The following is a 13,551-nucleotide window of genomic DNA, read 5'->3' on the forward strand; positions in this document are numbered from 1 at the left end:
CGATGTCCGTGTGAAAGCTAGGGACGGCCGGTCGAACGGCGCTGGAGCGTCGGTCGAGGGCCTGTCACGAGGCCCTGGCGAGCCCCGGGCGCAGTGGCCCGCCGGCGGCCAACACCTCCCGCTGGAGCCGCTGGAGGTCAGGCGAAGGGTCCAGGCCCAACTCCTCACTGAGCACCCGGCGCAGGTGGTGGTACGCCTGCAACGCCTCGCCACGGCGTCCGGACCGGCTGAGCGCCACGATGAGCTGGCGGTGGAACCACTCGTTGAGCGGGTACGTGCCCACCAGATAGCGCAGCTCGCCGATCAGCTCGCGGTGCCGGCCGAGCGTGATGTCGGCCTGGATGCGCAGCTCCAACGCCCGGATCCACTGCTCCTGCAGGTGGATCGCGTGCGCCTCAAGCGCCGGCCCGAACGTCACGTTGGCGCCCACCGGCCCCGTCCACATGGCCAGCGCCCGCCGCAGCACCTCGGCGCCCTCCTCGGGGCGGTCCGACTCGATGTGCGTACGGCCCTGGTCGAGCAACGTCTCGAACACCTCGGCGTCGAGTTGACCCGGCTCCACCCGCAACAGGTAGCCGCGGGCGCGGCTCTCCAGCACGGTCCGGTCCGGGGTCTCTATGCCCTCTTTCGCGAAGAGCTTGCGCAGGTGGTAGATGTAGGTCTGCACAGTGGTGACAGCGCTCCGCGCCGGATCGTCACCCCACAGCTCCCGGATGATCGAGTCGACCAGCACGACCCGGTTGGCCCGCATCACCAGTAGCGCCAACACGGTCCGCACCTTCGGCGGCGTCGGCGTGCAGATCCGGCCCTCGTGGATCACTTCCAGCGACCCGAGGATCTCGTACCTGACCACAGTGGTTCCCCCATTTCGCAGAGCACTCGTCGAGACGCTCTCAAGCTATGGAGGTGGCGGAGTGGGTCGGAACGACCGCGCGTAGCGACATCGCGGGTTCTTCCGAGGATCGATGCGTGTCGAAAGTTGTACGGCGGATACCCCTTTGATCGCTCGATGCTTCCTCCAGGCAACCTCCACCGCAGGAGGGAAGACTCGCCGGGCCCGCACGCTCCCTGGGTTAGGAGTCACACATGTCGCGCCGCCTCTTCACCTCCGAGTCGGTCACCGAAGGTCACCCCGACAAGATCGCCGATCAGATCAGCGACGGCATCCTCGACGCGCTACTGGCGCAGGACCCGCACAGCCGGGTCGCCGTCGAGAGCCTGATCACCACCGGTCAGGTCCACGTCGCGGGCGAGGTCACCACGCAGGCCTACGCCGACATCCCGCGCATCGTGCGGGAAACCGTCCTGGGTATCGGCTACGACTCGTCGAAGAAGGGCTTCGACGGCGGCTCCTGCGGCGTCAGCATCTCGATCGGCGCCCAGTCCCCCGACATCGCGCAGGGCGTCGACACGGCGATCGAGCTGCGCGACGGCTCGTCCGGCGGCGGGCTCGACGCCCAGGGCGCCGGCGACCAGGGCATGATGTTCGGCTTCGCCTGCTCGGAGACGCCGGAGCTGATGCCGCTGCCGATCGCGCTGGCCCACCGGCTGGCCCGTCGCCTGGCCGCCGTCCGCAAGGACGGGACGGTGCCCTACCTGCGGCCCGACGGCAAGACCCAGGTCACCGTCGAGTACGACGGCCTACGCCCGGTACGGCTCGACACCATCGTCGTCTCCACGCAGCACGCGGCCCACATCTCCCTCGACGAACTGCTCACCCCCGACATCCGCGACCACGTGATCACGCCGGAGTTGGAGGCGCTCGACCTCGACACCGAGGGCTACCGGCTGCTCGTCAACCCCACCGGCCGGTTCGAGATCGGTGGCCCGATGGGCGACGCGGGCCTGACCGGACGAAAGATCATCGTCGACACCTACGGCGGGTACGCCCGCCACGGTGGCGGCGCGTTCTCGGGGAAGGACCCGTCGAAGGTCGACCGGTCGGCGGCGTACGCGATGCGGTGGGTGGCGAAGAACGTGGTCGCCGCGGGCCTGGCGGAACGGTGTGAGGCGCAGGTCGCCTACGCGATCGGCAAGGCCCACCCGGTGAGCCTGTTCGTGGAGACGTTCGGTACGGAGACGGTGCCGCTCGACCGGATCGAGAAGGCGATCGCTGAGGTCTTCGACCTGCGCCCCGCGGCGATCATCCGGGACCTGGACCTGCTCCGCCCGATCTACAAGCAGACGGCGGCCTACGGTCACTTCGGCCGGGAACTCCCGGACCTGACCTGGGAACGCACGGACCGCGCCGCGGACCTCAAGGCCGCCTGTTGAGGGATTTCCCCGGTCACTAGCGCGACGGCCGACGAGGGCGTGGCACCAACCGGTCGTGTGGCAGCGTCACCAGTGACGCTGCCACCGCCTTGTTGACCGCGTCGATGCGGGAGACCGCGCCCAGCTTGGCGAAGATGCGACGCAGGTGGCTCTTCACAGTGGCCTCGGTCAGGTCGAGCCGGCGCGCGATCTGGGCGTTGGTCATCGCCTCGGCCGCGAGTTGGAGGATCTCCAACTCGACGGCGGACAGCATGGCGGACTCCGCGCTCTGCACCTGCACCAGGCTCTGGCCGGAGACCGAGAGCAGCACCGAGCCGCTGCGGTCCCGCGCCTTGTGGATCGCGGCCACCAGCTCCTCACGACCCACGCTCTTGAGCAGGTAGGCGCGCACCCCGGCGGCGATCAGACGGCGCAGCAGGTCGGGGCTGTCGTACATGCTGAGGATGACGACGGCGCTGTCGGGCGACACCTCCCGAATGCGGCGCACCGTGACCACCGGGTCGTCACCGGGGATCTCCACGTCGAGCAACACCACGTCGGGGCGCTCGGACGCCGCCTTGGCGACCGCGGTGGCGGAGTCGCCCGCCTCGTCGACCACGTCGAGGTCGGCGTGGACCTCGAGCACCCAGCGCAACCCCTCGCGGACGAGAGCATGGTCGTCGACTATCAGGATGGTGGTGGCGCCGGTGGGAGACCCGTCGTCGGACCGCGTCAACCTAACCCCCAGACCCCGTCCCCCGCCGCCAACGTGCCCATGATGTCGCACCGTATCGCGGGCGTGTGACGCCGCAGCTATCGTGGCGCCCTCCCGACACGAAGAACGCCACGATCGCCGCGCGACTCTGTCAGTCTCGGATGGACAGACGGACCAACTCACCGATGCCGAGGCCCTTGTTGGCGATGTAGAAGCTGCCGTCGCCGGCGATGGCGAACGACATCGGGGAGTCGAGACCGGCGCTCGCCAACTCCCGGTGGCTACCGTCGCGCTCCACCCGGATCAACGCACCGGTGGAGTCTCCCGAGCTGAGCCCGTTCTTCGCGATCTCCAGCACGACCAGCCGGCCCCGCTTGTCGAACGCGAGATCGATGATGTTGGTGAAGCCGGTCGCGTAGATCGTCGGCTCCTGCCCCGGCACCAGACGCCACACCCGCGCGCCGCCGTTCGGGAACGGGTGCCCGGTCAACTGTCCGATGTAGAGCGCGCCGTCCGGCCCCTTGGCGATGGTCACCGGCACGAACTGGATCGGCGTCGTCGAGCCGGGCGGCAGACCCCACTCCGGCGGCGCCGGAACCTGCTCCTGCGGCCAGACGTGTTCGGTGGTGACCACGCCGCGCCTGTCGATCCGGAGCACGTCGTTGGCGGCCGCGTCGAGCGCGTAGATGTCACGCCCGTCGGCGACGACGGCGTAGGGCTGGCTCTCCGGGATGACGCCGTCGGGGTTGTGCTGCCCCTCGTAGGCGGAGAGGTCGCCGAGGACCGACCAGCGGTGCTTCCCCTCCACCCGCAGGATCGTTCCCATCGCGGCTCCGGCCGCACCGAGCAGGTCGCGCGAGACCGGGTCGGTGCTGTAGCCCATCGCCACCAGCAGTTTGCCCTGCCGATCGAAGGCCAGGTCGTGCGCCCCGTAGACGGAGAAGCCGGCGCCGGTGCTGCGCAGCGACGGCAGGCCCGTCACGACCCGCTTCTGCCAGCCGTGACGGACCGCCGTGATCGCACCGGTCGAGCCGTAGCAGAGGTTGGTGCCGAACGTGCCGGGGATGCAGACGTCGTCGCCGCCGAGGCCGGCCTCGGCGACGAGGACGGTGCCGGCGCGGTCGATGGCGACACCGCGGGGGTTGTCGAGGTTGCGGGCGACAACTGTCAGTCGCCCGGTGGTCGAGGTGGCCGCTGTGGCGGGCGCGGCAATGCCGGCCACCAGTACCAGCGGCACGGCCAGCGACAGCGTTCGTCGCATCGCGTCGAGCATGGGTTCTCCTCAGCAAGAGGGGTTCGGATGCGTTCGACGCTGCCGGCGTTGCCTCGAGGCCCGGTGGAGGGAGGCTCGACAGGCCCGCCTACTCCGGCTGATTCGGGGTGCCACGCCCCAGCTCGTAGGGGGAGTTCACGCCCTCGTAGGCGAGGTGCATGACCATGCCGTTGGCCGCGTGGTCGAGGTTGTGGCAGTGGTCCATCCAGAGCCCCGGATTGTCCGCCTTGAAGCCGATCTCGTAGATCTCACCGGGGATGATGTCGAGACTGTCGATCCACCACGGCGACCCGGTCGCGGCGACCCCGTTGCGGGACAACACCAACGCGTGATGGCCGTGCAGGTGCATCGGATGGTTCTGGTGGCTGCGGTTGACGATCCGCACCTTGACCACGTCGCCCATCCGGACCATCAGCGTCGGCGTGTGCGGGAAGCTGTGCCCGTTGATGATCGGCACCAGGTGGAGGCCGCCGTTGTAGAAGGACAACCGGTCGTCGAGGAGCTGGGTGAACGAGCGGTCGTACGACGAGCCCGTGTCGAAGGGCCGCGAGCCGCCGGAGCCGTACGAGAGCGGGTCGAACGGGTCGCCGTCGTCGACGATCTTCGGCGTCGAGGTGTCACCGGGAGGCGCCAGGACCAGCCCGGCGTCGCGGTTGGCGAGGTCGGTCAGCCGCACCGCGCCCGCCGGCATCGTGAAGGTCACGTCGTAGCGTCCACCGGTCGCCAACCCGAATCTCGGGTTGGTCAGCGGGGTCGGACCGTTGACGTCGACACCGTCGATCGCGGCGACCCGCACCGGCGTGCCGTTGACCGTCAACGACCGTGGGCGGCTGTCGGTCGACGGGTTGTTGTCGGTGTTGATCAGGCGCAGTCGCACCGGTGTGCCCGGCGCGATCTCCTGCCGTTGCACTGTGTCGCTGGTGCCGAACGAGACGATGTTGTCGTCCGGCGTACGCCACTCGTGTGCCATCACCACGACGTCGCGCTCGCCCGGCGGTGGGCCGTCGCGCGGCTCGACGATCAGCGCGCCGAACAGTCCCCTCCGGATCGCCTCAAGGGGGTTCTGGTGGGTGTGGTACCAGAACGTGCCGACCTGCTCGGCGAGGAACCGGTAGGTGAAGGTGCCGCCCGGCTCCACCGCGTTCTGCGTCGCGCCAGCGACGCCGTCCTCACCGTTGGGCACGTCGAGCCCGTGCCAGTGGATGGTCACGTTCTCGTCGGGAATCTCGTTGTGCAGCGTCACCTCGACCAGGTCGCCCTCACGGACCCGCAGCTCCGGCCCGGGCGACTGCCCGTTGTACGTCAGGGCGTCGATCTCGGTGCCCGACGACAGCCGTACCGTGGCGTTCTTCGCGGTCAGGGTGAAGGCCTTGTTGGGCTTGCCGGTCCGCGGCCCCCGCAGGTCGTCGACGGAGACCCCGCCGTGACCGCCGTGACCGAACGACGGGCCACCGCCGTAGTCGACGTTGTCGTGGGACATCATGCTCATGCGGTCGGGCAGCCTGCTGCTCTGCGCCACGTAGGTGATGCCGGCGGCCACGACGAGCACCACGACGGCGGCCTGCGCGGTGGCACGCAGGGCGCCGGCCCGCCGGCAACGGCGCGCGAAGTCGGTGGCGGTGACGACCCGCAGACGGTGCCCCTGCCAGAGCCACAGCACCACCACCGACAACAGGATCGGCGCCGCGTGGGTCGCGATGTCGTCGAGGTAGGAGGGGACCGGACGGGACACGTACGCGAAGTAGACGCCAACGACAGTCGCCACGGCCGTCACCTGGACCGGCACCACGAATCTGGGGTTGGCGACGGCGGCGCGCGTCTCGGCGTCGATCGGTGCGTCATCGCGGTTGGCCAGGGCGCGCAGGCCCGGCACGGTCCACACGGCGACGGCAAGCATCGGCAGCAGCAGGAGCGGCATCTGCACGATCACCCGGTTGTCCGCGAAGATCCAGTCCACGGCGAGCATCAGCCCGATCGCGACGCACTTGAGGACCAGCACCACCAGGGCGGCGACGAGCAGGCGCAGCAGCCGACGGGCGCTGGTCCGCAGCGCCGCGGGCGTCGGCCGCCAGGCCAACCGCGTGGCGAGGATCGCCGCGGGCAGCCAGATCAGGAACAGGACCCCGGCCAGGATCCCGTCGGCGTTCTCTCCGACCTCAAACATGACGCCAACATACGGAGCGGGCGCACCACCTGACATCCGTTGACGAACGGCCGGGGGGTACGGCGATCACCGTAGCCGCAAGCCGCTGCGAAACAGCTGCCGTAGTCAGCTAGCTGCCCGGCGCGACGAGCCCGGTCTGGTAGGCGAGCACGACGAGTTGCGCCCGGTCGCGGACGCGGAGCTTCACCATGGCCCGGTGCACATGGGTACGGGCCGTGGCGGGGCTCATCGACAGCCGGCGCCCGATCTCCTCGTTCGTCAGCCCACTGGCCACCAGGCTCATCACCTCGCGCTCGCGGTCGGTCAACACCGCCAGCCGGCCACCGTCGACCGGCGCCGGGGCGACCTTGCTGACGAACGCGCTCACCAGCCGGCTCGTCACCCGCGGCGAGATCAGCATGTCGCCGCCAGCCACCACCCGGACCGCCTGACGCAGCTCGTCGGGCTCGATGTCCTTGAGCAGGAACCCGCTCGCGCCGGCCCGCAGCGCCTCGAAGACGTACTCGTCGAGCTCGAAGGTGGTCAGGACGATGACCCGCACGGCCGGAAACCGCTCGACGATCGCGGCCGTGGCCTTCACCCCGTCGAGCACGGGCATCCGCACGTCCATCAGCACGATGTCGGGCCGGGTCGCGGCGACCATCTCGACGGCCTGGGCGCCGTTGGACGCCTCACCGACCACCTCCAGGTCGTCGCTGTGGTCGAGCAGGCCCCGGAAGCCGGCCCGCACGAGCGTCTGGTCGTCCGCCAGCACCATCCGGATCGTCACGCTGTCTCCTCCACCTCGACCGGCAGCCGCGCTGCCACTCGGAACCCCCCGCCCTCCGGCCGGGGGCCGGCATCGAGGGATCCGCCCGCGGCCGTGGCCCGTTCCCGCATGCCGGCCACCCCGTGCCCCCGCCGGCTCGCCGCGGCCCCGACCCCGTCGTCGACGACCTCGACCGTGACGGCGTCACCGGCGTAGGTGATGGTGACGTCGACAGTGGTCGCCTCGGCGTGCTTGACCGTGTTGGTGATCGACTCCTGCACGATCCGGTAGACCGAGAGCGCCACCTCCGGCGGGATGGGGCGCGGGATGCCGGCGACCCCCGAGCGCACCTTCACGCCGGCCTGCTCGGCGACCGCGAAGACGCGGGCCAGATCGGGCACCTCCCCGGCGTCGCGGAGCATGCCGATCGCCGAGCGGACCTCGTGCATCGCGTCGCGCGCCGCGCCCCGGATGCTCCGCAGCGCGGCCCGCGCCTCGGCCGGCTTGCTGTCGAAGATGTCGTCGGCGAGGCTCGCCTGCACGCTGATCGCGGCGATCGTGTGGCCGAGCACGTCGTGGACCTCGCGGGCGATGCGGAGCCGCTCCTGGGCCACCTCGTGCTGACGCTCCTGGCGCATCACGGCGAGGCGCTGCTGTGCCTCGGCCAGCCGGATCCGGCGGGTGCGGATCGTCTCGGCGAGCAGCACCACGGCCGCGAGCAGTGAGCCCTCTTCGAGGGTCGCCGACAGGGCGGGGAAGAAGCCCTCGCCGAGCAGCGTGTAACGCATGATCAGCTCAAGGACGACGAAGAACCCGGCGACGACGAGCGCCCAGGTGAACCGGCCGGCGGCCGCGACGGAGAAGAGGGCGGCGGCCAGCGGGAGGGCGGGCGGGATGCCCGGGTACTCGAGCGCGTAGTAGATCATCAGTGCGGTGACCGAGCCGACGAGCACCAGCAGCGGCCAGCGGCGCCGGAAGACCAGCAGCAGCCCGATCACCGCGCCGATCGCGTAGGCGCGGGCGTCCGGCGGCCGGGCGCCGGGCTCGTCGGCGACGCGGATCGCCACCGCCACGACGGCCGCGACGACGACCGCGATGAGGGCATCGATCGCGATCCGTCGGATGGCCGGGGTCATGTCCGCAACGGTACGACGCGCGCACGGTCCGTTAACGCGGGCCCCTTCCCAACCGAAATCCGTCAGCAAGGGGCCCGTGCCCCTTCAGCCGCGACGGAGGGTCAACAGGGTCTGCCCGGTGGGGATCACCGTGCTGCCGTCCACCCGGAGCCCGGCCTTCTCGCCCAGTTCGGCGTACTCGCGCCAGGTCCTCGCCTTGCCGGCCATCAGCGAGAGCAGGCGCAGGTCCATCTGGGTGATGAACATCAGCCGGGCCGGGTCCTCGGGGAAGTTGTCGTTCTCGTCCTTCACCAGGATCTGCACGATCAGCACCTTCCCGGTCGTGCCGATCGCGTCCGCCGCCCGCTGGAGGATCTTCTCGGCGGCGCTGTCGTTCCAGTCGTGCAGCACGTTCGACAGGATGTAGATGTCGGCGCCGGCCGGGAGCGGGTCGAAGATGCTCCCGCTGACCACCTCCGCGCGGTCGGCGATGCCCGCCGCCTCGAACCGGGCCCGGCCCTGCTCGACGACGCCCGGCAGGTCGACCACGGTGCCGCGCAGGTGCGGTTGGGCCTTGAGGATCTCGGTGAGCAGGGCGCCGGTGCCGCCGCCGACGTCGACGACGTGGTTGACGGTGCTCCAGTCGTAGCCCTGGACGACCTGGTCGAAGTAGCTCGCGTGGGTGGCCATCAGCGCGCCGAACGACGTGGCCCGGTCGGGGTTGGTGGCCAGGTCGTCCCAGAACTCGATGCCGTAACGCACCGGGTACGCCGCGTCGCCGGTGCGGATCGAGTGGGTCAGCGAGCTGAACGTGCCCTCGATCCGGCCGGCCATCGAGTCGACGTCGAGCCAGGGGCGCTGGGCGGCGGGGTGGTCGGTCTTGAGGAACTCGGCCGCTTCCGTCAGGGCGTACACCCGGGGTTCGGTCTCCTTGAAGACGCCGCGCACGGAGAGGTAGCGCAGCAGCCGGTGCAGCGCGTCGGGGTTGGCCTTCGTCGCCGCGGCGAGCTCGTCGAGCGTGGTGGTGCCCGCGGCGATCAGGTCGGCGAGGCCGAGCGTCGCCGCGGCCCGCACTGCCCACGGCGTGATCGTGTCGGTCAGCGAGTAGAGATTGACCCGATTTTCCGTCATGGCGGCGAGCTTCGACGACGGCGCTCGAGACCGGCTCGAAACCACGTCGATCGACCCGTTCTCCAGTCAGGTTCGAGTGGGCGGGCGCAGGCTGCGCCTGTCACGGCCGCCATGCGAAGGGGACACGATGGGCGCCAGCCACCAGGAGCGCGGAGCGATCGAGGTCATTCAGGACCTCATGCAGCAGAAGTGGGTCTACGAGCTGTTCGGCGAGATCGGCGCGCGCCAGGGTGCCTCGGCCGCGCACGTCGAGCAACTGAGGGCGGTCGACGCCGCCGCGCACGTGTTCTGGCCGTTCCAGGCGCCGCCCTTTCCGATCATCGCGGCCACCGCGAGCGGTTCGACGTTGACCGACATCGACGGCAACGACTACCTCGACTGCCACATGGGGTACGGGGCTCAGGCGCTGCACGGTCACAACCCGGCCCCGGTCGTCGACTTCGTCCGCGAGCGCCTCGGCAAGGGCACCGGCAACGGCTACACCAACGCGCTGGAGCTGGAGCTCGCGACGCTGCTGCGGGAGATCCTCCCGCACAACGAGAAGTTCGCCTTCCAACACTCGGGTACGGGCGCCACCCAGTCGGCGATCCGGCTCTGCCGTGCGTTCACCGGGCGGCGGATGGTCGCCAAGTTCGAGGGCACCCTGCACGGGTCCCACGACCTGGCCGTCCACAACACCGCACCCTGGTATCACGGGCATCCGGCGGTGCCGTTCCCGGAGATCGGCAAGGACGGCATCCCGCTGGTCTCGGCGTTCGCCGGTGTCACCCCGGCGGAGCCGCGCGACCTGCTGATCCTGCCCAACGACACCGCGCTCGCCGTGGAATTGATCGAGCGCCACGCGGGCGAGTTGGCCTGCATCCTCGCCGAGCCGGCCGCTTCGTCGTTCCCGTTCGAGGAGACGACGATCCCGATGATCCGTGAGGTGGCGGTGGCCGCCCGGCGGCTCGGGGTGCCGTTCATCCTGGACGAGGTGCTGACGGGTTTCCGGTCAGGGATCGGCGGCGCCGCGCAGAAGTTCGACATTCCGACCGACCTCGTCACCTACGGCAAGGTGATCAGCGGGCTCGGGCTGCCGCTGTCGGCGATCGGCGGTCGGGCCGACATCCTCGACATCTCGCAGACCAGCGGGCAGTCGTGGACCGACTTCGGCCAGAAGACCGGTCTGCAGGGCAGCCACACCGGCAACTACCTGTCGGTGGCGGCGTCGCTGGCCACGCTCCAGTTGCTCCGGGACAAGGGGCCCGCCTACTACACGGACCTCAGCGCCAGGATCGACCGGGTCCAGGCGCGGCTGGCCGCGTTCCGGGCGGCCGAGGGGATCCCGCTGCGGATGGTGGGGTTCGGCGACTACATCGGGTGTTTCCAGTTCCTCCCGGAGGACTCCTACACCGACTACCGGGTCTACTCGCGGGCGCTCAACCCCGCGACGTTCATCCTCACGCTGCTGTTGCGCAAGCGCGGCATCTACACGCTCGGCATGCCGATGTTCTTCGCCGGCGGCGCGCACAGCGACGCCGACGTCGACCGGCTGACCGACGCCGTGCTGGAGAGCACGCTGGAGCTGCGCGCCAACGACTTCCCCTTCGACCTGGCGTGGCCGGCGACGTCCCAGTGGGGTTCGGGTTCCACCGAGTGGGGCTCGGGTTCCTCCGACTGGTCGTAACCGCACCCTGCGTCACCGGGCCCGGGTCAGTTTCTGACCCGGGCCCTCCTCATGTGCCGTACAGGTCATACGCAAATAGCCGTACTTGACTAATCGTACGCGACGGCGTGTAGTCGGAAGGTGGGTCCGCTGTCGACCCCCGTCCGACTTCAGGAGGAACGCGATGACGGAGAGCTGGACCGACGAACACAGCGCCGCGCCACCCAATCCGCGCCGATGGCTGATCCTGGCCGTCGTTCTGGCCGGGGCGTTCATGATCCTGCTGGCCACGACGATCGTCAATGTCGCGGTCGCCCCGATCCAGCGCGACCTCCGCTCGACCTACACGGCGATGGAGTGGGTCATCGCCGGCTACGCGCTCGGATACGGCCTGCTGCTCATCCCCGCCGGCCGGATCGGCGACCGCTTCGGCCACCGCAAGCTGTTCCTCATCGGCGTCGCGGGGTTCACGCTCGCGTCGGCGGCGTCAGCGCTCGCGGCCACACCCAACCAGCTGATCGCCTTCCAGGTGGTGCAGGGCATGATGGCCGGCATCCTCAACCCGCCGGTGCTGGCGCTCATCCAGACCACGTTTCCGGCGAAGGAGACGGGTAAGGCCTACGGGATCTACGGCGCGATCGGCGGCATCGCGACCGCCAGCGGCCCACTCCTCGGTGGCCTGCTGATCGCGTGGGACCTCGGCGGCTGGGACTGGCGGCCGGTGTTCCTGCTCAACGTGCCGATCGGCCTGGCCACGTTCGTCGCCGCGCTGATCCTGGTGCCCGAGTCGCGAGGCCGCCGCGGCGGGCTCGACGTGATCGGCATGCTGCTCGTCTCGGCCGCCGTCCTGCTGCTGGCCGTTCCGCTGGTCGAGGGCCAGCGCCTGGGTTGGCCGGCATGGACGTTCGTCTCGATGGCAGCAGCGCTGCCCGCGCTGGCCGCCTTCGCGGCATGGGAGTTGCGCCGCGCCCGGCGCGCCCAGGTTCCGCTGGTGAGCATGCGCCTGTTCGCCCACCGCTCGTTCTCCGCCGGCGTCGGCATCAGCCTCTGCTACTTCGCGGGATTCATCGGCCTGCTCTTCGCACTCTCGCTGCACCTGCAGATCGGCCTGGAGAAGTCCGCCCTGACGACCGGCCTGATCCTGCTGCCGTTCTCGTTCGGCACACTCGTCGGCGCGGCCATCTCCGACAACGTCGCCCGTGCCCTCGGCCGGGGCGTCCTGATGCTCGGTGCGGGCATCGTGATCGTGGGCATGGTGGGCATCATCGCCACGATCCACTGGTGGGGATCCGGCCTCGAGCTGCTGCCGGCCCTGCTCCTCGCCGGCTTCGGCTCGGGCCTGGTGATCGCGCCGAGCGTCGAGATCGTGCTGGCCGGCGTGCCCTGGCAGGACGCGGGAGCGGCCAGTGGCGTGCTCGGCACCGCCCAGCGTCTCGGCCAGGCCGTCGGCGTCGCGGTGGCGGGCGTGGTCCTCTTCGGAACGCTCGGCTCCTACTCGGCCACGGCCGCAGAGAAGGCCAGCCCGGAGCTTCAGGCATCGCTTGTCGCCGCAGGGCTGCCACCGGCGGAGGCGAGCGCGGCGACGACCGCCTTCGCCGACTGCTTCATCCGCCAGTCCCGCGCGTCGGATCCGACGGCCACGCCGCCCGGCTGTGCGGACTCGGCGCCGGGTCCGGTCGGCGCGGCCTTCGACAGCGCTGCCTCATCGGCGCTGGAGACCAACTTCAACCGGGCGGTCCAGTTCACGGTGGGCGCCGTCCTGGTCGGCGTGATCCTCACGTTCCTTCTCGTCTACCTGCTGCCGCGCCGGCCCGAAGAGCCCTGGGCCGAGGCGAGCAAGCCCGACTGGAACGTGACCACCACCCGGCAGCCCGCTCGGTGACGTGCCGCCAGCCCCGGCCCCGCAGATGCCCCCGGGGCCGGGGCTGGCACCGTCACGACGTGGTCATCGACGTCGGTTGGTTGGCCATCAGCTCGGGCAGTTGGTCGAGCAGCTCGTCGTGCCAGGCGAGTTCGGTACGGAGTCGGAGCTCGGTATGACGGAAGGTCGTCCACTCCAGACCACGGATGTGTGGCGCCGCGATCTCCCGGAGCGCCAGCCACGAGTCGAGCTGCGCGGCGAGGGCCTGCCGCCGCGCCACGATGATGGCCCGGAGCGCGTCTTCGCCGAGGTCGATCACATTTTGCAGGGCCAGGTCGACCGGGTCGTGGCGGAGCTTGGTGTCACGCAACGCCTCGTCGCGGTGGTCGATCAGCTCCGCCGCGCCGGCCGCGGTGAGCGCGTAGATCGTGCGGGCGGGCCGGTTGCCCTCCTGCTCGGTCCGGACCGCCTCGATGACGCCCTCGACCTGCATCCGGTGCAGCGCGCCGTAGAGCGACCCCGGTTTGACGTCGCTCCACAGCTCGGTACGGTCGACCTGGGCCGCCCGGCGGATCTGGTGCCCATGCATGGGGCCGCCACGCGCGAGCGCTCCGAGCACGAACAGGCGAGTGCTATTCACGGCATT

At 70.3% G+C, this 13,551-nt stretch carries 11 protein-coding genes; 3 read left to right on the plus strand and 8 right to left on the minus strand.

Annotated features, from left to right (window positions below):
• Positions 1-64 precede the first annotated feature (64 nt).
• Positions 65-853, minus strand: coding sequence for an AfsR/SARP family transcriptional regulator (locus AB0C03_RS26625; protein WP_051708209.1), 789 nt, complete (start codon positions 851-853; stop codon positions 65-67).
• Positions 854-1,086: 233 nt separating this feature from the next.
• Between AB0C03_RS26625 and metK the strand changes: the two genes are divergently transcribed.
• Entirely contained in the window at positions 1,087-2,274 is a 1,188-nt protein-coding gene (metK, locus tag AB0C03_RS26630; RefSeq protein WP_210862480.1) for a methionine adenosyltransferase, read from the plus strand.
• Between the two features lie 16 nt (positions 2,275-2,290).
• Here the strand turns inward: metK and AB0C03_RS26635 are convergent, their stop codons facing one another.
• The 6 genes from AB0C03_RS26635 to AB0C03_RS26660 all read right to left on the minus strand — a co-directional run bounded on the left by AB0C03_RS26635 (position 2,291) and on the right by AB0C03_RS26660 (position 9,399).
• Positions 2,291-2,989, minus strand: a complete 699-nt coding sequence (locus AB0C03_RS26635) for a response regulator (protein WP_051708210.1) — start codon at positions 2,987-2,989, stop codon at positions 2,291-2,293.
• 130 nt (positions 2,990-3,119) lie between these two features.
• Positions 3,120-4,241: a ScyD/ScyE family protein gene (locus AB0C03_RS26640; protein ID WP_357639594.1), complete on the minus strand. Its 1,122-nt coding sequence runs from the start codon at positions 4,239-4,241 to the stop codon at positions 3,120-3,122.
• Between the two features lie 88 nt (positions 4,242-4,329).
• Positions 4,330-6,405 (minus strand): multicopper oxidase family protein, encoded by a 2,076-nt coding sequence (locus AB0C03_RS26645; protein ID WP_357639597.1) that lies wholly within the window; start codon positions 6,403-6,405, stop codon positions 4,330-4,332.
• A 109-nt stretch (positions 6,406-6,514) separates the two neighbouring features.
• Complete coding sequence (locus AB0C03_RS26650; protein ID WP_030329380.1) at positions 6,515-7,174, minus strand: response regulator; 660 nt, start codon at positions 7,172-7,174, stop codon at positions 6,515-6,517.
• On the minus strand, positions 7,171-8,289 hold the full coding sequence (locus AB0C03_RS26655) for a sensor histidine kinase (protein WP_030329382.1): 1,119 nt from the start codon (positions 8,287-8,289) through the stop codon (positions 7,171-7,173). Before AB0C03_RS26655 ends, AB0C03_RS26650 begins: the two co-directional genes overlap by 4 nt.
• An 84-nt stretch (positions 8,290-8,373) precedes the next feature.
• On the minus strand, positions 8,374-9,399 hold the full coding sequence (locus AB0C03_RS26660) for a methyltransferase (protein ID WP_030329384.1): 1,026 nt from the start codon (positions 9,397-9,399) through the stop codon (positions 8,374-8,376).
• Positions 9,400-9,526: 127 nt separating this feature from the next.
• Here AB0C03_RS26660 and AB0C03_RS26665 point away from each other — a divergent pair, with 127 nt between their 5' ends.
• Positions 9,527-11,065, plus strand: a complete 1,539-nt coding sequence (locus AB0C03_RS26665; RefSeq protein WP_051708213.1) for an aminotransferase class III-fold pyridoxal phosphate-dependent enzyme — start codon at positions 9,527-9,529, stop codon at positions 11,063-11,065.
• A 163-nt stretch (positions 11,066-11,228) separates the two neighbouring features.
• Positions 11,229-12,926 carry an MFS transporter gene (locus AB0C03_RS26670; protein ID WP_051708214.1) on the plus strand — a complete coding sequence of 566 codons (1,698 nt, stop codon included), beginning with the start codon at positions 11,229-11,231 and terminating at the stop codon, positions 12,924-12,926.
• 52 nt (positions 12,927-12,978) lie between these two features.
• Here the strand turns inward: AB0C03_RS26670 and AB0C03_RS26675 are convergent, their stop codons facing one another.
• Positions 12,979-13,545, minus strand: a complete 567-nt coding sequence (locus AB0C03_RS26675; protein ID WP_210859445.1) for a PadR family transcriptional regulator — start codon at positions 13,543-13,545, stop codon at positions 12,979-12,981.
• Positions 13,546-13,551: the final 6 nt, after the last annotated feature.

It is taken from the genome of Micromonospora parva, from assembly GCF_040649675.1.
Taxonomy (GTDB): Bacteria; Actinomycetota; Actinomycetes; order Mycobacteriales; family Micromonosporaceae; genus Micromonospora; species Micromonospora parva.

Excerpts from the sequence above, each read along its gene's own strand:
- metK (WP_210862480.1), top strand. The coding sequence starts at position 1,087 with ATGTCGCGCCGCCTCTTCACCTCCGAGTCGGTCACCGAAGGTCACCCC.
- AB0C03_RS26640 (WP_357639594.1), bottom strand. The coding sequence starts at position 4,241 with ATGCTCGACGCGATGCGACGAACGCTGTCGCTGGCCGTGCCGCTGGTA.
- AB0C03_RS26645 (WP_357639597.1), bottom strand. The coding sequence starts at position 6,405 with ATGTTTGAGGTCGGAGAGAACGCCGACGGGATCCTGGCCGGGGTCCTG.
- AB0C03_RS26655 (WP_030329382.1), bottom strand. The coding sequence starts at position 8,289 with ATGACCCCGGCCATCCGACGGATCGCGATCGATGCCCTCATCGCGGTC.
- AB0C03_RS26660 (WP_030329384.1), bottom strand. The coding sequence starts at position 9,399 with ATGACGGAAAATCGGGTCAATCTCTACTCGCTGACCGACACGATCACG.
- AB0C03_RS26665 (WP_051708213.1), top strand. The coding sequence starts at position 9,527 with ATGGGCGCCAGCCACCAGGAGCGCGGAGCGATCGAGGTCATTCAGGAC.
- AB0C03_RS26670 (WP_051708214.1), top strand. The coding sequence starts at position 11,229 with ATGACGGAGAGCTGGACCGACGAACACAGCGCCGCGCCACCCAATCCG.